21 protein-coding genes are annotated in these 17,524 nt (G+C 51.3%); 13 read left to right on the top strand and 8 right to left on the bottom strand.

What is annotated here, in order from left to right:
* Positions 1 to 84: 84 nt before the first annotated feature.
* The 4 genes from C7452_RS09035 to C7452_RS04020 are packed head-to-tail and all read left to right on the top strand — an operon-like array spanning position 85 to position 2,297.
* On the top strand, positions 85 to 240 hold the full coding sequence (locus tag C7452_RS09035) for a hydrogenase maturation nickel metallochaperone HypA (RefSeq protein WP_143485748.1): 156 nt from the start codon (positions 85 to 87) through the stop codon (positions 238 to 240).
* Positions 228 to 713 (top strand): hypothetical protein, encoded by a 486-nt coding sequence (locus C7452_RS04030; protein WP_115892284.1) that lies wholly within the window; start codon positions 228 to 230, stop codon positions 711 to 713. The genes C7452_RS09035 and C7452_RS04030 overlap by 13 nt, the downstream gene beginning before the upstream one ends.
* A gap of 47 nt (positions 714 to 760) precedes the next feature.
* Positions 761 to 1,459: a DUF116 domain-containing protein gene (locus C7452_RS04025; RefSeq protein WP_010876198.1), complete on the top strand. Its 699-nt coding sequence runs from the start codon at positions 761 to 763 to the stop codon at positions 1,457 to 1,459.
* 4 nt (positions 1,460 to 1,463) lie between these two features.
* Positions 1,464 to 2,297, top strand: coding sequence for a TatD family hydrolase (locus C7452_RS04020; RefSeq protein ID WP_115892282.1), 834 nt, complete (start codon positions 1,464 to 1,466; stop codon positions 2,295 to 2,297).
* Between the two features lie 258 nt (positions 2,298 to 2,555).
* Here the strand turns inward: C7452_RS04020 and C7452_RS04015 are convergent, their stop codons facing one another.
* From C7452_RS04015 to C7452_RS04000, 4 genes are all read right to left on the bottom strand, one after another.
* Complete coding sequence (locus C7452_RS04015; RefSeq protein WP_115892281.1) at positions 2,556 to 3,134, bottom strand: TIGR00267 family protein; 579 nt, start codon at positions 3,132 to 3,134, stop codon at positions 2,556 to 2,558.
* A 45-nt stretch (positions 3,135 to 3,179) separates the two neighbouring features.
* On the bottom strand, positions 3,180 to 4,373 hold the full coding sequence (hmgA, locus tag C7452_RS04010) for a hydroxymethylglutaryl-CoA reductase (NADPH) (RefSeq protein WP_115892280.1): 1,194 nt from the start codon (positions 4,371 to 4,373) through the stop codon (positions 3,180 to 3,182).
* Positions 4,373 to 5,239: a succinate--CoA ligase subunit alpha gene (sucD, locus tag C7452_RS04005; RefSeq protein ID WP_115892522.1), complete on the bottom strand. Its 867-nt coding sequence runs from the start codon at positions 5,237 to 5,239 to the stop codon at positions 4,373 to 4,375. Before sucD ends, hmgA begins: the two co-directional genes overlap by 1 nt.
* Before the next feature lie 152 nt (positions 5,240 to 5,391).
* The gene (locus C7452_RS04000; protein ID WP_115892279.1) at positions 5,392 to 6,123 is read right to left on the bottom strand and encodes a hypothetical protein; all 732 of its coding nucleotides are present in this window, start codon (positions 6,121 to 6,123) and stop codon (positions 5,392 to 5,394) included.
* A gap of 230 nt (positions 6,124 to 6,353) precedes the next feature.
* Between C7452_RS04000 and aroD the strand changes: the two genes are divergently transcribed.
* On the top strand, positions 6,354 to 7,019 hold the full coding sequence (gene aroD / locus C7452_RS03995; RefSeq protein WP_048175372.1) for a type I 3-dehydroquinate dehydratase: 666 nt from the start codon (positions 6,354 to 6,356) through the stop codon (positions 7,017 to 7,019).
* Between the two features lie 2 nt (positions 7,020 to 7,021).
* Positions 7,022 to 7,636 (top strand): S24/S26 family peptidase, encoded by a 615-nt coding sequence (locus C7452_RS03990; protein WP_115892278.1) that lies wholly within the window; start codon positions 7,022 to 7,024, stop codon positions 7,634 to 7,636.
* Between the two features lie 227 nt (positions 7,637 to 7,863).
* On the opposite strand, the gene C7452_RS03985 is transcribed toward C7452_RS03990, so the two are convergent.
* Positions 7,864 to 8,817, bottom strand: a complete 954-nt coding sequence (locus tag C7452_RS03985) for a zinc metalloprotease HtpX (protein ID WP_115892277.1) — start codon at positions 8,815 to 8,817, stop codon at positions 7,864 to 7,866.
* Positions 8,818 to 9,091: 274 nt separating this feature from the next.
* On the opposite strand from C7452_RS03985, the gene C7452_RS03980 reads away from it, so the two are divergent.
* Positions 9,092 to 10,018 carry an Ig-like domain-containing protein gene (locus tag C7452_RS03980; protein ID WP_245942821.1) on the top strand — a complete coding sequence of 309 codons (927 nt, stop codon included), beginning with the start codon at positions 9,092 to 9,094 and terminating at the stop codon, positions 10,016 to 10,018.
* Positions 10,019 to 10,146: 128 nt separating this feature from the next.
* Here the strand turns inward: C7452_RS03980 and C7452_RS03975 are convergent, their stop codons facing one another.
* The 3 genes from C7452_RS03975 to C7452_RS03970 form a co-directional block, all read right to left on the bottom strand.
* Complete coding sequence (locus tag C7452_RS03975) at positions 10,147 to 10,578, bottom strand: flavin reductase family protein (protein WP_245942820.1); 432 nt, start codon at positions 10,576 to 10,578, stop codon at positions 10,147 to 10,149.
* Positions 10,548 to 10,784 (bottom strand): hypothetical protein, encoded by a 237-nt coding sequence (locus C7452_RS09140; protein ID WP_245942871.1) that lies wholly within the window; start codon positions 10,782 to 10,784, stop codon positions 10,548 to 10,550. The genes C7452_RS03975 and C7452_RS09140 overlap by 31 nt, the downstream gene beginning before the upstream one ends.
* Positions 10,785 to 11,282: 498 nt before the next feature.
* A complete protein-coding gene (locus C7452_RS03970; protein ID WP_115892275.1) occupies positions 11,283 to 11,948 on the bottom strand; it encodes a histidinol phosphate phosphatase domain-containing protein in 666 nt (221 codons plus the stop codon).
* Between the two features lie 128 nt (positions 11,949 to 12,076).
* On the opposite strand from C7452_RS03970, the gene C7452_RS03965 reads away from it, so the two are divergent.
* The 6 genes from C7452_RS03965 to thpR all read left to right on the top strand — a co-directional run bounded on the left by C7452_RS03965 (position 12,077) and on the right by thpR (position 17,215).
* Positions 12,077 to 12,934, top strand: a complete 858-nt coding sequence (locus C7452_RS03965; protein ID WP_245942819.1) for a pantoate kinase — start codon at positions 12,077 to 12,079, stop codon at positions 12,932 to 12,934.
* A 268-nt stretch (positions 12,935 to 13,202) separates the two neighbouring features.
* Positions 13,203 to 13,763, top strand: a complete 561-nt coding sequence (locus tag C7452_RS03960; RefSeq protein WP_010876217.1) for a class I SAM-dependent methyltransferase — start codon at positions 13,203 to 13,205, stop codon at positions 13,761 to 13,763.
* Positions 13,744 to 14,544, top strand: coding sequence for a 2-amino-3,7-dideoxy-D-threo-hept-6-ulosonate synthase (locus C7452_RS03955; protein ID WP_010876218.1), 801 nt, complete (start codon positions 13,744 to 13,746; stop codon positions 14,542 to 14,544). The genes C7452_RS03960 and C7452_RS03955 overlap by 20 nt, the downstream gene beginning before the upstream one ends.
* 1 nt (position 14,545) lies before the next feature.
* Positions 14,546 to 15,670, top strand: coding sequence for a 3-dehydroquinate synthase II (locus C7452_RS03950; protein ID WP_115892273.1), 1,125 nt, complete (start codon positions 14,546 to 14,548; stop codon positions 15,668 to 15,670).
* Positions 15,671 to 15,713: 43 nt separating this feature from the next.
* Positions 15,714 to 16,664: a hypothetical protein gene (locus C7452_RS03945; protein WP_115892272.1), complete on the top strand. Its 951-nt coding sequence runs from the start codon at positions 15,714 to 15,716 to the stop codon at positions 16,662 to 16,664.
* A complete protein-coding gene (gene thpR, locus C7452_RS03940; RefSeq protein ID WP_115892271.1) occupies positions 16,661 to 17,215 on the top strand; it encodes an RNA 2',3'-cyclic phosphodiesterase in 555 nt (184 codons plus the stop codon). Before C7452_RS03945 ends, thpR begins: the two co-directional genes overlap by 4 nt.
* Positions 17,216 to 17,524 lie beyond the last annotated feature (309 nt).

Raw genomic sequence — 17,524 nt, 5'->3', positions numbered from 1 at the left:
AGACCAGTAAATATCCCTCAGCCAGGAGTACATCCGGGTAAAGTAGATAAATGATGCAAGATATAGAATTCAAAGGTGGTAGATATGTGTACCGTTGGAGGTCCAATGGCCGATATAGACATCAAGAAGATGAAGACACGTAAATGCAGGTGCCTTGACTGTGGAAACGAATTCAAGGGTGTTGGAAGGCGGGTTATCTGCCCATCATGCCAGTCAGATAATGTTGAATGCGAAGGCTAGGTGGTACCCTGGAATTCAAAATCAATGAGGACGAGATACTCTTTGTCGAGGCCGGGGGGCTCCTTGGAGTCATACCATCACGTAGAGAGCGGACCATATTCATGAACACAGCAGAGGATGAGGTGGCCCTCTTCCTCGAACCCCGGGACCTCATAGTCATATCCGCCTTCAGGGCCGATGATAAGATGAAGAGGGGTATAAAGGCCCTTGCATACCTCCTCCTTGAGACCGGGAACCCCCTCGTGGTCCTGCCGGAGGACCATCCAGGGTCACGGAGGCTGAAGATGGTTGTCTCAGCCGCAGACAGGGTGAGGCTCAGCTGTGACATAACACCGGGGACACACCCCGACCACCACCTCCTCTGCTCTGCACCGGCACTCTCAGGCATGGAGATCGTGTCGGTGGATGGCGGTGTTGAACTCCTGAATGCACCCCCCGGTATCAGGGTGTGGAGGGAGGTACTTGACTGGTGATGTGGGAAACTATTTTTAAGGCAGGGCCACATAAACCATCACAGTGAATGACCATGATCAGTGAATTCTATCAGATATTTGGACAGCTGGTATTCCTTGCAGGGGTGGGCATACTGGTTATGCTGGCTTCAAGCCTCTTCCTTGGAAGGCTCCTCCTGAATGAGGACAGACTTATATTCCCCAGGCTCCTCCTCATCACGGTCGACATGTTCTATGGGCCATTCAAGAAGTTCTCAGAGACCCTTGGCCTCAACAGCCGCATAGTGGACCAGATAGGTGTTGAGGTCAGGAACAAGATCAACGAGAAGCGGTTCAAATCCATAGACCCCCATGATAAGGCCCTTGTACTGCCACACTGCCTCAGAAATCCTGAGTGCGAGGCCAGACTCGAAAGGACAGGGCTGATCTGCACCGGATGCAACAGGTGCATCATAGGGAAGATCAAGGAGAGGGCTGAGGCCATCGGATACACCGTCTTCGTGATACCAGGGTCAACCTTCATAAAGAAGATCGTGGAGGAGCACAGGTTCAAGGCGGTCCTTGGGGTTGCCTGCTACCAGGACCTGAACCTCGCCATGATGAAGCTGTCGAGGTTCTCGCCCCAGGGTGTACCCCTCCTGAGGGACGGCTGCTTCAAGACAAAGGTGGACTTCAGGGCCGTCCTGGAGAAGATGGGCCTTGAGGGTGAAATCAGAAGACCTAAGACCTGCATGAGCCAGGTCCCCGGGAAGACACCGGAGCAGTGATAGGATGGACATCCCCATCACCGATAACCACATACACGTTGACCCTGTTAACGGTGAGGGCCCCGTTGCAGTTGCAGAGAAATTCTACAGGGCCGGTGGAAGGAGGATGATAATCCCGAATAAACCCTCCTGGACCATAAATGCAGGGACCGACTACCGTAAAACCATGGACACGGTCCTGGGCTACGTTGAGATGATCAACAGGGAGACTGAAGTTGAGGCCCATGCGGTTGTGGGACTGCACCCTGCAGAGCTATCAAGGCTCCTTGAGGCGGGCCGTGAGATTGAGAAGGCCGAGGAGATGATCAGGAATGGACTGGAATATGCCCAGTCCCTGGTACTGGATGGGATGGCTGTGGCCATCGGTGAGGTAGGAAGGCCCCACTACCCGGTCAGTGACGAGGAGCTCGCAGCCCATAACAGGCTCATGGTATATGCCATGGAGCTTGCAGCCGAGGCTTCATGCCCTGTTCAGCTACACACCGAGAGCTCGGGTCCGGAGGAGTTCAGGGAATTCGCAGGGATGGCTAAAAGGGCTGGGATAAGGAAATATATGGTTATAAAGCACTTCTCAGGGCCCCTTACAGCCCCTGAGGAGAACCATGGGTTAACTCCATCACTAATTGCCTCAAGGGACGTTGTGAGGGATGGTATCAGGAAGGGGGGTCATTTCCTGATGGAGACAGACTACCTTGATGATATCAGAAGACCCGGCGCCGTCCTCGGTCCAAAAACAGTGCCGAGGAGGACCCTTGAATTCATCAATAAGGGGATCTTCACCGAGGAGGACGCCTACCGGATCCACGAGGAGACCGTTGAGAGGGTCTACGGGATCTGAATGACTCCCTCCTCATCTTAAAAACAGGATCTCAGGGGCTACCCCTGAGTAACAGAGCCCTGGATAAAGTTTTTTTGAGATCCCTGATATGCTTCAACCTTTACAGTTATTCCGACATTTTTTTAGTGATGCCTTAACCATGCCCTCACATTAACGGCAGGTCAGCTCCACGGCGTTACTGTTCCAGAATATGATTCAGATACAGTCCGGGGCATTCAGTGAAAACTGGACATTAAAAACAGAATCAGAGAGGGGGCGTCAGTGTGAACCCCCGAGAAGCAGGCTGACCACTCCTATAAGTACACCTATAACCACAACCTCAAGGCTCGTCCTCAGGATGTTCTCCCTTGAAACCCTCCCGAGGTATACTCCCAGGATCAGGAGTGCGATGAGGCATAAGAGGACCGTTACGATGGTTGCAGTCATCCTGTCAGCTATCACAAGGAAGGGCAGGACCGGTACAAAGGATCCCATGAAGCTGGAGAACCCATGGGTGAACATGCTCATGTACACCCTCCTCCTGGCCTGCTGGTGGATGATGGTGTCATCGAGCTTACCCTCATCCATCATCATCTTCCTCTCAAGTTCACGCATGGTCCGGGTCTCCTCAGCCCTCTCACCAATGAATGACCCGAAGGCATTGGACATTGCAAGGGCCACACCACCACTGAGGCCGGTGAGGGCTATGAGGTAGTTATCCACACTGAGGCCTCCGGCACCTGCAACCCCGCTCGCCGTCAGGGTGACACCCATAACAGCCAGTATACCGTCAAGTGTGCCCAGGGCCACGTACCTGCTCATGTTTATGTACTCATGAAGAAATCCGCGTATATCCATCCCTGATCATCCATCCCATTAAATGTATCCTCAGCATGATCCTGGTCAGCCACGGCCGAGTTCACTGTGTGCACGTGCAAGGTGACCCGCTGCAAGGGCCCCCATCAGGGACAGCTCACCAGCAAGGACGGCCCCTCCGACTATCTCTGCAAAGGCGTGTACCCTGCCGCCTCCCCTGGCACCCAGGATATCAAGGCACTCAGATGCTGTTTCAAGTCCGGTACCTCCGCCAACGGTTGCCAGCGGGACATCGGGGAGGTTCACCGCGAAGTAGAGGTCCCCGTTTCTCTCCTCTGCAATGGTAACCCCCAGACTTCCCTCGACTATGTGGGCCTCGTCCTGTCCTGTTGCAAGGAATATGGCCCCTATTATGTTGGCGTAATGTGCATTGAAACCCATGCTACCTGCTGCTGCTGAACCGATGAGGTTCTTGGCTGTGTTAACCTCGACCACTGCCTCAGGCGTTGTTTTAAGGACAGACTCGACCATCTCGCCGGGTACCGTGATCTCGGCTGTTATGCTCTTACCCCTCCCCTCTATGAGGTTAACGGCGGCGGGCTTCTTGTCGGTGCAGAGGTTACCGCTCAGTGCTATCACATGGGCCCCGGTCTCCCTGGTGAGGAGTTCAAGGGCCCTCTCGGTTGCAATGGTGACCATGTTCATCCCCATGCTGTCACCGGTTGTGTAGACGAAGCGTGGGTATACATAGGACCCAGCCACGATGACAGGGTCTATCTTCACGAGCTTCCCGTGTCTGGTTGTGGATTCTGCCTCCTCCCTGAGGGCATCCATGTTATCGTAGATCCATTCCCTCAGCTGTAGGGCCTCAACCACGGACCCTGTCCTTATGACCGGTGCGCGGGTCATGGAGTCACCGGTCACCCTGACGGTGGCGCCGCCGGCCCGTGTGATCACCGAGCATCCCCTGTTCACCGATGCGACGAGGGCGCCCTCAGAGGTTGCCAGGGGCACATAGTACTCTCCGTCTGCGTGTTCACCCCTCACAGTGAGTGGCCCCGCAACTCCCAGGGGGATCTGCACAGCCCCTATGGGGTTCTCTATGTTCCTCCTTGAGGCCCGCTCCATGTCAATGCTGTAGTTTGAGACGTGTTCAAGTTTAACCCCGCAGGTCCTCTCAATGAATTCCCTTCTTATCCCGACGGCCTCATCCACCGGGACGTGCCTTTCAATCTCATAGAGCTTGATCCTTCCCTCCATGAGGTCATCCATGATTGACATCAGCGCACCCCCAGCTGGGTCCTTATCTCATCGACTATGGCTGATGGCCTGTCAACAACCACGGCCCCGGCCGCCTCCAGGGCCTCCCTCTTGCTGCTGGCGGTACCTGTTCCGCCCTCAATTATTGCCCCCGCATGTCCCATCCGCTTACCTGGGGGTGCAGTTGCACCTGATATGAAGGCGAAAACAGGCTTTGACATCTGCTCTATGTAACTGGCAGCCCTCTCCTCTGCGTCTCCGCCTATCTCACCTATCAGGACGACGGCTTCTGTATCGGGGTCATCCTCGAATCTTTCAAGTACATCCACGAATCCGAGTCCTGTTACAGGGTCTCCCCCGATACCAACGCAGGTGCTCTGGCCGAATCCTGCCTCTGTGAGCTGGGCTGCGAATTCATAGGTCAGTGTGCCGCTCCTTGAGACTATGCCTATGCTTCCCTCAGTGAATATGTGGGTGGGCATTATGCCAAGCTTCCCGACACCCGGAGTGATTATGCCGGGGGTGTTGGGACCTATAACCGTTTTCCCCATCCTAGAGGCGTACTCCATTATCTGCATGGAGTCATGGACAGGTATGTGCTCGGTTATTATAACCACAAGGTCGAGGTGTTTTATTGATTCAAAGGCCGCGTCCTTGGCGAAGGGTGCAGGTACAAATATTATGGATGCATTGACATCGGTCTCCTCGGTGACCTCCTCCACCGAGTTGTAGACATCCACGCCAAGGAACTCCTGGCCGCCCTTACCGGGCGTAACACCCGCCACTATGCGGGTTCCATAGTCGAGCATCTGTTTAGTGTGGAATGATCCCTGTTTACCTGTTATGCCCTGAACAAGGCACCTGGTATCCTCATCAAGCAGTATCATGATTGATCCCCTCATCCTTTCTTTTGTGGTCTGAAATATTTAATTATGCTCATGAAGAGCCGTTCAGGAGAAGTGTTTAATTTAGAGTTCTGAAGAGCCCTTCACATATTAAGGATAATATGACTCCACATCGGTGGAGGTCACTGAAAAAATCATAAAACCCTCAGTATCCTCGTCCTCTCCTCAAAGGGTACTGCGAGGTCTATGAGGTTACCGTTGAGGAAGGCTGTGGCTGAAACTATGACGCTGCCGGGTATTACATGTGATGGTGAGCCCCTCCTTACAAGGTGGACGTTCTTATGGCCGAGTGCAGCGCCGAGCATCGCCCCTGCTGCAACGCCAACACTCTCAATGTCCTCTATGGTCGCAGCGACCACCGGGTCGTCGGTCTTATCAGATACATAGCCCACCCCGGGGATTTCACGGACACCCGGCCTTATCTCCTGGCTCACATCGGTAACCCCATCCATGCCCCTGGCTGCGGCTATGGCAGAATTTGCAACGTCAGCCACGAAGTCTTCACCACCATAGGTGTCAAATGCCAGTATAACTGCATCCGGGTACCTGTCCTGCCGTACAGCTGCCTCTGCATATGATATGCCCTCCCCCGCGCCGTCTGGTTCATCTGATATCCCCTCAAGGTCTCCCAGGCTCTCTGATGAATCCCTGAGTATCTCAACTATGGCCCTGTTCACGGTCTCAAGCATGTCATCCTCCACGAAGGCACTTATAACAACGTCGTCGCCTGTTATGTTTGTCAGTGCCGCGCTCTCTGCACCCGCATCAAGAAGTCCCGGTATGGAGGCCTCAAGGGATGCTATAAGTTCCCTGCTGCAGCTCGTATCGTTATCTGATATATCTGCACCTATGGAAGTTATCTTCAAAACGATCACCTATACCTAATTTGAGCTGCCTGAATAAATAGTTTAGAGGGGACCTCATCTCATGGGAATGGGGAACTGGAGGGGGCATGTGAAATATATGGGAGGGCTGGCCTCAGAGGGTATCAGCGCTCCCCTCAAAAAATTATTTTATATCAAAAGGGACATAAAGAATCACACTAAAATCTTTAGTTCTCTGAAGACTCCAAAAAAGTGTGGGAGAAATATTTCACATGAACACAAAGATCTGTGTCCCTGTATTTGAGAAGACAGCCCCGGAGGTTACTGAGTCAGCCGGGAGGGCCATTGATGCAGGTGCGGATATCCTTGAAATAAGAATTGATGGCCTCCAGAATCCTGGAGAAGTTAATATCAGGGAACTCATAGAGGATATAGGGTTCCCTGTGATTGCAACCAACCGATCACCTGTCGAGGGTGGTCATTTCAGTGGCAGCGAGGATGAAAGAATAAAGCTGCTGATGGCTGCCGCTGAGGTCGCCGACTTCGTGGATATTGAACTCAGCAGTGCCCGTGAGGACATAGAGCGGGTCACAGGCAGTGCCAGGAGAAGCATCGTATCCTACCATAACTTCAGGGAGACGCCCTCACTGGAGGCCCTCCTGAGGATCGTCAGGATGGCTAAGGAGATGGGCGACATCGCCAAGGTAGCTGTGATGCCAGAGAACCTGGCAGACACCCTGGTGGTACTCCAGCTCCTCACATTTGAGGAGGACACTGTGGCAATATCCATGGGGGAACTCGGTAAATACACGAGGGTTGCAGCCGCCCTCTTTGGCTCACCCATCACCTTCGCATCAATGGGGAGGGGGACAGCCCCGGGACAGATGGATGTTGATGTAACCCGGAAAATGATTAGAGAACTCATGCCGGAGGATTGACCATGAAGAAGGTTCTGATTGCCATTGCAGTGCTTGCTATCATCGCCGTTTCAGGTGCATTTTACTACCTTGATCATGTGGATTCTGTTGACATAACCATAAAGACTGATGGTGTTAACATCACCGTTGAGGCCGACACCATCTTCTTCCAGAAGGTCCCCGCAGGGATGGAGCAGAAGATAGGGGACTACATGGCGGATGTCATCAATGACCCTGACAGCACCGTTGAATCAATAAAAAAGGACGTTACTGACATAGCAGAGAGGTACGGTTACAGGGAGGTTAACGTCAGGATAGAGTCACAGTTCGGTGTTGACCAGCTCCCAATGCCGGCCGTTGTGAGCGGTGACTCAATGTATCCAACACTGAAGGACGGCCAGGACCTCATAGTCCTCAAGACAGACAGGTACAGCGTGGGGGACATAGTAATAGCAAGGCACCCTGAATACGGCCTCATTGTGAAGAGGGTCGGCAAGATCGAACCTGAAAGGGTCTACCTGATGAGTGATAACAAGAAGGTTGAACGCATCTACACTCCGACCTCCGTTATTGTGAGAACACCCCTGAACACCTGGGTTCCAAGGTCAGCCATTGTGGGTGTTGTGAAGGAGTACTGAAACCCTTTCTGGACCTCCAGAATCAGAGATTCCCAGCAACATTATTTTTTGATGACACCATCTTCCTTTTTGAGGACATACCTTCTCTGTCTCAACACCATGGTGACTCACTCTATGGATCTGCAGCTAATCTAGATCCAGGTACTGAAAAACCGTTTCAAAGAACTCAAATTCAAAAAAAAAATTGATGAACTCAGACAACTACCTCAGAAAAAGGTAAAAAAGAATCAGGTGAATTTGGACAGCCTCTCAACCCTCTTAAGCATGTTCGGGTGTGTTGATAACAGTTCAAGGATCCTTGCACCCATTCCGACCTTAACTCCACCGTATTTTATCCTCTGGAGTTCAGCGAGGTCTATGGTCCCATCCATGTTCATGTCAAGCTGGCGGAGGTCCTCTATCTCACCGTACGCCGCTGACACATCATTCAGGAAGAAGGCCTTGACACCCTCGACCTGTTTCAGGTCGTCCCTGTTGAACTGGGCTGAGCCGTAGACAAGCTTGTAGAGTGCGCTTGCAAGTTTGTGTGGCTGACCACCAATCTCCACACTACCCTGGTCAGCGTAGTACTCCCTTGTCCTTGATATGAAGAGCACTATGAGCTGGCCTATGAAGTATGCAATGAGGGCTGCAATACCCACCAGATTTGCCTCATCATCCCTGCTGAAGACCGTGCTCCAGAATATGTAGTAACATATGAGGGGGACGGCGCTCACCAGGGTCATGACTATCATGTCGCTGTGCTTTATATGGGATATCTCATGTCCGAGGACTGCCCTCAGTTCCTCCTCATCAAGGAGGTTGAGTATCCCCCGGGTCACGCAAACCCTTCCATCAGCCTTTGTTCTTCCGAAGGCGAATGCGTTGGGCAATGCGATCTCCGCTATTCCGACCCTTGGTTTGGGTATGCCGGCCCTTCGTGCAAGTTCATCGACCATTGCATGCAGTCGGGGTGCCTCGGCTTCGCTCACGTAGTGGACGTTCATTGTGAGTTCCACTATCTTCGGGGAGATGAGGTACTGCAGGAATATCACTCCGAAACCCAGGAGGGCATAGAAGAGTGGTCCTCCAAGTCCCAGGATGGATCCTACGACCATGAGTATCGCATAGATCAATCCGAATAAAAGTACTGTCGCCAGGAACATTCTGAGCTTCAGTTTCCATGTGCTGAGTCTTCTCATTTTGGCTTTTTCCTCCATCGAGCCATTAGTTACAAAGTGTTATTTTATTATGTGATGATATAAATCTTTTGTTATTAAGTTTACAAGAACCTGAATTCCAAAGTCCTGGATTGAGAAGCCAGTGACACGGACATGGTTCAGTAGAGAGAGGCATCTGCGGGTCAGAGAACCATCTTGCCCTAAACTTTTATATATAATTTTAAGAGAATTTAATACTAAAATTTAATACTAAGGAGATGGTAGCATCAAAAACTTCTGGAAATTCTTAATTTTAGTGGTTATCTTTGTCCTTATTGGATCCAGTCAGGCTGTCCAGATAGGTAATACAAGTTACGGCTATGTTGAGAAGGACTACTACGGTAACCAGAGCTCCAATGAGACCATAGGACTCATAATAGGGGTTCATCCCCGTGAGTCAGGTATACATGAAGCCGTGAGGAAGACCCTCCAGACCTCAAACCTCACAAAGAGATACGTCCTCTACAGCGTCCATGTGACATCCAATGCCTACGACTACTCGAAGGGTCGTATGAACGGCCAGCTACTTGCAAGGAACTTCATTGTACCCGATGTAAAGAATGAGAAACCTTTGCTGGTCATTGACTGCCATGAAAACCTTTACCGCCAGAGTGGATACGCATACCCCCGCTTCCTCTATGTGATCTCAGAGAACCTTGCAACCATAAATTACACGGAACAGATAGTATCCAGGATGGGCTTCCTGAGGGTATATACACCCCCTAAGGCAACAAGTCCTCAGTATGTGACAGTGCCGATAGCCTCACAGGGATACAGCACCATAATATATGAGACCTATAAATATGACAGCCAGTCAAGAAAGCTCAGCGACGCAGGTATGTTCATATCATGCCTTGAAAGCCTCAGAACCTACATTTCAAAGGGTATAAACATCACTTCAAGTAGCCCGGCTGCGGGAGCTGTAACCTCAAGGAGGCCGATAATAAGGGTCACCTTCTCAAAGACAATAGAACCTGGAAGGTACTGGAGCAGGGTAACCCTCAAAAACAGGTCTGGTAAATCTGTGAGGGTCAGGGCATGGGTTTCCGGTAACACCCTCTATGTGAAACCAGTCTACAGGCTATCACGGAACAGCTGGTACACCCTCACCATACCTTCCGGTGCACTGGTTGACGCCCCAGAGAATAAATGGACACTGAGGTTCAGGACAGGGAGAAGATAAGACCAGAAATTTCTTTATTTTATTTTTAAGGTTATTTTTAAGGAATCTTCAAGGATGTCTTTTAAAGACCACGTGTTCTCCCTGTTTGATAGAAATTCGTGGCTTTTCCGATTCATCGAAATTTGGTTTCATTCGCGGGTCTCCCCTTTTTCATACATCCATGCTAAAGGATCCTTGCCATCCGGGAACATTGCACCGTAGGGTTCAAATTTATTGATATCGCTAACAGTGCAGAAATGCATTCCACGATCCGATTCTACCATCATTAAAGGGTTAGCCTTATCTATGTCCCATGAACCATCTTCTGGGTTGTAGATATCATCGTCCACTTCAAGATGCACAACTTTACCGAGGATCAATAAATAAGGAAAGCCTTCATACTCATCTTCATAAATGTTATGCAGTTTACATTCCATCCATGCATAACACCCTTCAATTCCAGGCGCGTTGATCTCTTTTGAGGGTTTTTCCTTTAAATCCGCCAGTTCAAATTCATTAACATCAAAAGGAACATGCGAAGCTGTTGGTATCACTTTATCAACCATTTCAACCCCTGGCATATTAATAACAAATTCCCCAGTGTCTTTGATCTGATTTGTGTGTCTCTCATCTTTGCTGAAGCCACACAAATCAGATCAAAGGGGCGTAAAACTGGCATAACACATGAATAAGGTGCTATGTTTCTAATTCCATCTTTACTTGTCGTTGAGATAAATGCCACTGGCAGCGGTATCAGAGATTCTCTCTTAAAATTTTCAAGTATCATATTATCACCAATCCATTTTTTCTCTTCTTGTATATATAAATATTAGTTCTAAATCAAAAAGTATTATTATTTTGCCGTATATTCTTTAATGCTTATTACTACTTCCTGTAGTGGTGGTTTAAAGTTGAGGGAACTCGTGGAGTATGTATTATCACATCCTCCAAAGAAAAGCAAAAACAACAATCACTCAAAATAATTCGCTGGAAGTTCAGATAACCTATACGAGAATCTTATGGATTTAGTGCCGGATTAGCTAATTAAACTGAGTTAAAAAATGAAATGGGGATTCTAACAGTATCATGGATCAAAATACGAGTATAAGATAAAAATTATATAAGGAACACATTAAAGATCCCGAACACTTTCAAAGGATTATTATGAGAGCTGCGGATTATATAAGATATTCTATCTGAATCAGCAGCAGAACCGAAGAAAAAAGAAGGATAGAATTCCACAGCAGCTGAAGCCGCCTTAAATCCGCTGAATCCATTTCAAGTTTCAGAGGATACCATTCCTTTTAAGGAGCCTCCTGGGGTTCCTCACAAGTGCCTCCTCCACTCCGGACTCGGTTAGACCGGCCCCGAGGCCTATCCTCCGTGCCATCTCATAGTCGATCAGATCCCCCGGTGCATGGGTATCCGTGTCAATCACGATGGGGACACCAACCTCCCCTGCAATGGCTGCCACGTGACCATTACCAAGGCAGTGCCCCTTCCTGGCACTTATCTCAAGGGTCACATCATTCTCACGGGCCAGTTCAACGTCCTCAATCGTTATCAGGCCCGGATGGGCCAGTATATCAACCTCCGGGCAGCTTACCGCTGCATGGTTGGTGCCGGGGATCACCGGCTCCACCAGGGTTTCGCCGTGTACAACAATCACCTCGGCCCCGAGCCTCCTTGCCCTCACTGCAAGTTTCTCAATTATCTCAACGGGCGCATGTGTGATCTCAGCCCCCGGGATAACCGTGATGTCCCAGTTATCACCTATGTCCTCCACGGCGTCGATGAGGTTTGTTATGGTGTTTATGTTCGAGGCGTCTATGTGGTCAGTGATGGCTATTGCCTCATGTCCAAGTACACAGGCCCTCCTTGCAAGTTCGGATGGCAAGAGCTCACCGTCACTCAGGAGGCTGTGGGTGTGAAGATCTATCCTCTTTCTAATTTCAGGCCCTCCATGAAATCATTACAGTCTGTACCGGGAGGGTCGCAACAATTCTCTCCTCCCTGAAAATCATTATATTGCTGTTGATACACATCAAAGATTAAGGTATGTTCAGGGAAGTATTTAAAATGAAGCCCAGGGTCTTTGTACCAGCACACATAACAGGATTCTTCGAGGTTGTAATGCAGAGGGACCCCCTGAGGTCAGGGTCCAGGGGGGCCGGTGTCGTCCTGGACAGGGGTGTTAAAACCGGGGTGAAGCTCAGGGGTTCAGATGACACCACGAAGGTGAGGGTGAACGGAAGGAGAGATGATGATGGAGTTAGCATTAGGGCCGTTGAAATCCTGAGGGAGCTCACAGGGTTCAGTGAGGGGGTGAGTATCCACCACGAGGTGGAGGTGCCCATAGGGTGTGGTTTCGGGACATCAGCCGCCTGCGCTCTCGGGAGCGTCCTTGCAATTGCATCTGAACTGGAACTTCCCATCACCTTCAACAGGGCAGGTGAGGTGGCACACCGTGCAGAGGTTGAACTCGGAACCGGTCTCGGGGACCTCATAGCTGAGGTAACAGGTGGAATGGTCATCAGGACCCGGGAGGGACCGCCAGGGTACGGGAGGGTTGACAGGATCATCCAGGACGGCCTCCACGTTATAACCCGGACGCTGGGGGAACTTGACACCGCATCGGTGATACATGATGATGCCCATGTGAGGGCCATCAACAGGATGGGGGGTGGTATGATAGACCGCCTGCTTGAGAGACCAGCTCCGGCCCGGTTCATGGAACTCTCCCGGGAGTTTGCAGAGGGGGCAGCCCTCATCCCCCAGGAGCTCAGGGAACCCCTGGAGGAACTCTCAGAGGGTACGCTGGGTGCCTCCATGGCCATGCTTGGGAACACAGTATTCGCCCTATCAGAGGACCCTGACGCCGGTGGCGCTGGCACCAGTACCTACGGTATCGACCAGCTGGGTGCAAGGTTCATATGAAAAACATACCCCGCCACAGGCCCCCTGAAGTACTCAGAACTCCAAACTCAGTTCATATGAAAAACATACCCTGCCACAGGCCCTGACCCTGATCCGACAGCCACTCGACCGTAGACTCTGAAAACTCCAGCACCGCTGGATTATGCCTTATATGACCCTTCCCTTACATCTGAGGTTCATAATGAACAGATATGTGGATTTGTGGGGAAAATACTTTAAATTAAAAGGATATATTAATTGATGTTAGCAGAAGCAGCTTCGTGATCAGATGATAAGGATAGTGTATGATATCAACATCTACCGTGAGGTCCTCAGGGAGGTCCTTGAACCATCCCACACCGTCGTGGAGCTTGGCTGCCACGTGGGTAACTCAACGCGCATAATCTCGGACCTTGTACCTGAGGGGAGGGTTGTGGCCGTCGACAACAGCCCCGAGGCTGTCGAGGTAATGGAGTCCCTCAGCAGGGAACGTGACAACGTTGAATTCATCTCAGGGGATGTACGGCTCCATGAAACCCTCGAGAAGGTCTGCACCATGATAGACAGCTGTGATGTTCTCAGCGTGGACCTTGGAGGTGGCTACCACCCGGATACAACCTTCAAGGTCTACTTCATCTGGTCATCCACACTCAAACCAGGGGTCTCCATCATAAGGAACCGGGGGCTCCTGGACTTTGTATGCTCATCCATCACCGAAGAGTCATTCACCTCCAGGTATGGATGGCTTGAGTCAAGTGGGGACGCTGGAATCCCCCCACGACTCAGGGAATTTAAGCTCTGGTCCAGCAAGATATACAAGGAGGGTGCCCATGATAGGCAAAAGGATTAGGATTGAGAGGATAATCAACAGGAAGACGGACAGGACTGTCATAGTACCCCTCGATCACGGAGTCTCCATTGGACCCGTTCGCGGGATAATCGACATGGCAGGCACCATAGATGAGGTTGCAAGTGGCGGTGCAAACGCCGTTCTCATGCACAAGGGAATGGTCAGGAGTGGACACAGGGGATACGGGAGGGATATAGGACTTATAATACACCTCTCGGCCAGCACAGGCCTCGGCCCCGACCCAAACCATAAGGTCCTTGTGACCTCAGTTGAGAAGGCCCTCAAGCTGGGTGCCGACGCGGTATCCGTCCATGTGAATGTGGGATCCGAAAGGGAACCCGAGATGCTGATAAAACTCGGAACCGTTGCAGAGATCTGTGATGACTGGGGCATGCCCCTCATTGCCATGATGTACCCCAGGGGTAAGAAGATAGATGATGAGCACGACCCGGAGGTTGTGAAGCTGGCAGCCCGTGCAGGCGCAGAGCTCGGTGCAGACATAATAAAGACCAACTACACCGGTGACCCTGACACCTTCAGGGACGTTGTGAAGGGGTGCCCGGTCCCTGTGGTGATAGCTGGCGGACCAAAGATAGAGACAGAGGAGGAGCTACTCCAGATGGTCAGTGACTCTGTGGAGGCAGGGGGCGCAGGGGTCGCCATTGGAAGGAACATATTCCAGGCCGATTCACCTGCAAACATGACAGGGGCCATAGCAGGCATAGTCCATGATGGCCTGAGTGTCGAGGAGGCCGTCAGGATACTGAAGGGTGGCGAGTGAGATGAAGTTCGCATGGCTCCTGGCCCCCGACACCTACTGGGATGAGAAGAAGACCTTCATAACGGCGGCCCTGGAATCAGGGATAGACCATATAGTGGACACCGCCGATTCCGGGAGGATAAAGAAGCTGGGTAACCTGACCCTCATCTCCCCTGATGAGGACGCGGATATAGTACTTGTAGGTAGGGATGGTGAGGGTGACGGGACCCTTGAACTCCCGGAGACCCTTGAGTACTCAAGGGACCTTGAAATGGCATCAGAACTCAGTGAAAGTGGAAGACAGGTTGCAGCCTACGTGGAGATAAGGAGCAAGGCCCATGAGGAGCTTGCCAGGAGGCTCGGGCGCGTCGTTGACTACCTCATACTGGTGGGTGAGGACTGGAAGATCATCCCCCTGGAGAACATAATCGCAGACCTGCAGGAAGAGGATGTTAAACTCATCGCCGCGGTGGCTGACGTGGACGAGGCCCGGGTTGCCCTTGAAACCCTTGAACACGGCACCGACGGTGTCCTCATAGAACCGGCAGACATATCCCAGATAAAGGACATTGCAGCCCTCCTTGAGAATATTGAAAGCGAGACTTACGAACTTAAACCCGCCACCATAACCCGCATCGAGCCCATCGGATCAGGTGACAGGGTCTGCGTGGACACATGCTCCATAATGGGGATAGGCGAGGGCATGCTTGTGGGTAGCTACTCCCAGGGACTGTTCCTGGTGCACAGTGAATCCCTGGAAAGTGAGTATGTGGCATCAAGGCCCTTCCGTGTCAATGCGGGTCCTGTCCAGGCCTACGTCATGGTGCCCGGTGGCAGGACCAGGTACCTCTCGGAACTTGAAACCGGCGACGAGGTCATCATAGTTGACAGGGATGGCAGATCACGCTCCGCGATTGTGGGGAGGGTGAAGATCGAAAAGAGGCCCCTGATGCTCGTTGAGGCAGAGTATGAAGGCATGAAGGTCAGGACACTCCTCCAGAACGCCGAGACAATAAGGCTCGTGAATGATAAGGGTGAACCGGTATCTGTAAGTGAACTGGGTGAGGGTGACAGGGTCCTGGTCTACTTCGACGAATCCGCCAGGCACTTCGGGATGGCCATAAAGGAGACCATAATCGAGAAATGATGGTGTGTGAAGTAAGCCATGCCCCGCTACATAAAGGGATAACATGTACCATGTGAAGTTGATAGGGCCCTCCGAGAAGGATGAAGTACTCGCTGAACTCTCAGATCTGAGGTTATTTGAGAGGAAGGCTAACCTGCACGGTGCCTGTGTCAAGCTACTGACCGATAACATCTCATTCAAGGAGGAATGGGAGGATAACTTCAAATTCATGAGCGACGATGTGAGGCCCCATGCGAAGGTATTCGCAATCTCAGATGGCGGGGACCTTGAGGTGCTCTACGAGCCGGTATCAAAAACCGTGATAATCAGGAACTGCGACTACTATGGCTGGGTTAAGAGCATAGCCCTTGCAGCGGTCTCAGACTTCTTCGAGGAGTATCACTCAGAACATCGCCGCTACTCTGTCCACGGTTCAGCCATTGACAGGAAGGGGGAGGGTCTGGCCATCATCGGCCCACCCGGGACAGGGAAGACAACCCTCACCTACGGCCTCCTCCTTGATAGGGACTACAGCTACATATCAGATGACTGGTTCTTCACCCGCCTCTTTGAGAACGGCGTCCTGGTATACGCCTCAGAGAAGAACTCCTACATAAGGGATGACATCGGGGATGTCTGGGGCGAGTACTCGGATATCATAAGCTCTGTTAAACTTGACAGCATGGGGAGGGGCGTCGCAGATGTGGGCATGCTCTTCAGGGACAGGATAAGGGACTCCACCAGCCTCAAAAGGGTCGTCCTCCTTGAGAGAAACCCTGCAAACCCTCCAGTCAGGAGGCTGAATGCCATGGAGGGCCTGGAGTACATGGCCGGGAACGACTTCTGCAACCCCCACCAGCTCATACGGGATGAAAGGAAAACAGAACTCAGGAGGGACTTCTTCATGGAACTCTTCAGCAGGGTGGAGCTGTACATCCTCAACACCATCGAAACGCCCAGGGAGAGCCTTGAAAGGCTCAGAAGCCTTGAACATAGTGGGGAGGTTAAGCAATGAAGGTCAGAGCATTCCTTGCAGTTGACCTCGATGAGGGACTGCGGGACCATGTATCCAGGATACAGGATACCCTCAAATCTGCGGATGCCCAGGTCAAATTCGTTGAACCAGAGAACCTGCACTTCACCCTCAAGTTCTTCGGTGATGTTGGTGAGGGTAAGCTCAGGAGGATAGAGAATGTGGTGAGGGACACCCTCCGTGGGTATGAGCCCTTTGAAATCAGCATAAGGGGGGCTGGTGTCTTCCCGAACCCCAGATACATACGTGTGGTCTGGCTAGGAGTTGAAAACCCTGAAACCTTCTCAGATCTTCAGAGGAGCCTTGACATGGAATTCGTGAAGATGGGGTTCCGTCCTGAGAGGGACTACGTACCCCACCTCACAGTAGGGAGGGTTAAGGGACCGAGAAACAGGGATAAACTCGCTGAGCTCATAGGGGAACTTGAGGACGTTGAGGTCGGATCAATGAGGGTCAGTGAGGTGTCCCTCAAGAGGAGTGAACTCACACCTGCAGGGCCAATCTACACTGATATGGAGGTCTTCAGACTTTGAGGTTCTGATCCGACCCCATGAGTGGCAGAAAAGTTTTGATTCATGACCACTGATATGGATAGCCGGTGCACTCTCACTCCGGTCCCTATCCCGGATTTAGTTTATCTGCAGTTTACCTCAATTCTTTATGGTGATGATTTATGACCACAGACTGCAGCAACATACTCAAAACCATAAAACCCGACGGTGATGATGATTTATGACCACAGACTACAGCAACATACTCAAAACCATAAAACCCGACGGTGATGATGATTTATGACCACAGACTACAGCAACATACTCAAAACCATAAAACCCGACGGTGAT

The organism is Methanothermobacter defluvii, assembly GCF_003385755.1.
Lineage (GTDB): Archaea > Methanobacteriota > Methanobacteria > Methanobacteriales > Methanothermobacteraceae > Methanothermobacter > Methanothermobacter thermautotrophicus.
The sequence above is the reverse complement of the archived record's forward strand: the minus strand, read 5'-3'. Positions and strand labels throughout refer to the sequence as shown.

What these genes read in the sequence shown, in the direction of transcription:
- C7452_RS09035 (WP_143485748.1), top strand. Translation starts at nt 85, where the DNA reads ATGTGTACCGTTGGAGGTCCAATGGCCGATATAGACATCAAGAAGATG.
- C7452_RS04030 (WP_115892284.1), top strand. Translation starts at nt 228, where the DNA reads ATGCGAAGGCTAGGTGGTACCCTGGAATTCAAAATCAATGAGGACGAG.
- C7452_RS04025 (WP_010876198.1), top strand. Translation starts at nt 761, where the DNA reads ATGACCATGATCAGTGAATTCTATCAGATATTTGGACAGCTGGTATTC.
- C7452_RS04020 (WP_115892282.1), top strand. Translation starts at nt 1,464, where the DNA reads ATGGACATCCCCATCACCGATAACCACATACACGTTGACCCTGTTAAC.
- C7452_RS04015 (WP_115892281.1), bottom strand. Translation starts at nt 3,134, where the DNA reads ATGGATATACGCGGATTTCTTCATGAGTACATAAACATGAGCAGGTAC.
- hmgA (WP_115892280.1), bottom strand. Translation starts at nt 4,373, where the DNA reads ATGTCAATCATGGATGACCTCATGGAGGGAAGGATCAAGCTCTATGAG.
- sucD (WP_115892522.1), bottom strand. Translation starts at nt 5,239, where the DNA reads ATGATACTGCTTGATGAGGATACCAGGTGCCTTGTTCAGGGCATAACA.
- aroD (WP_048175372.1), top strand. Translation starts at nt 6,354, where the DNA reads ATGAACACAAAGATCTGTGTCCCTGTATTTGAGAAGACAGCCCCGGAG.
- C7452_RS03990 (WP_115892278.1), top strand. Translation starts at nt 7,022, where the DNA reads ATGAAGAAGGTTCTGATTGCCATTGCAGTGCTTGCTATCATCGCCGTT.
- C7452_RS03985 (WP_115892277.1), bottom strand. Translation starts at nt 8,817, where the DNA reads ATGAGAAGACTCAGCACATGGAAACTGAAGCTCAGAATGTTCCTGGCG.
- C7452_RS03975 (WP_245942820.1), bottom strand. Translation starts at nt 10,578, where the DNA reads ATGCCAGGGGTTGAAATGGTTGATAAAGTGATACCAACAGCTTCGCAT.
- C7452_RS09140 (WP_245942871.1), bottom strand. Translation starts at nt 10,784, where the DNA reads ATGATACTTGAAAATTTTAAGAGAGAATCTCTGATACCGCTGCCAGTG.
- C7452_RS03965 (WP_245942819.1), top strand. Translation starts at nt 12,077, where the DNA reads ATGAAGCCCAGGGTCTTTGTACCAGCACACATAACAGGATTCTTCGAG.
- C7452_RS03960 (WP_010876217.1), top strand. Translation starts at nt 13,203, where the DNA reads ATGATAAGGATAGTGTATGATATCAACATCTACCGTGAGGTCCTCAGG.
- C7452_RS03955 (WP_010876218.1), top strand. Translation starts at nt 13,744, where the DNA reads ATGATAGGCAAAAGGATTAGGATTGAGAGGATAATCAACAGGAAGACG.
- C7452_RS03950 (WP_115892273.1), top strand. Translation starts at nt 14,546, where the DNA reads ATGAAGTTCGCATGGCTCCTGGCCCCCGACACCTACTGGGATGAGAAG.
- C7452_RS03945 (WP_115892272.1), top strand. Translation starts at nt 15,714, where the DNA reads ATGTACCATGTGAAGTTGATAGGGCCCTCCGAGAAGGATGAAGTACTC.
- thpR (WP_115892271.1), top strand. Translation starts at nt 16,661, where the DNA reads ATGAAGGTCAGAGCATTCCTTGCAGTTGACCTCGATGAGGGACTGCGG.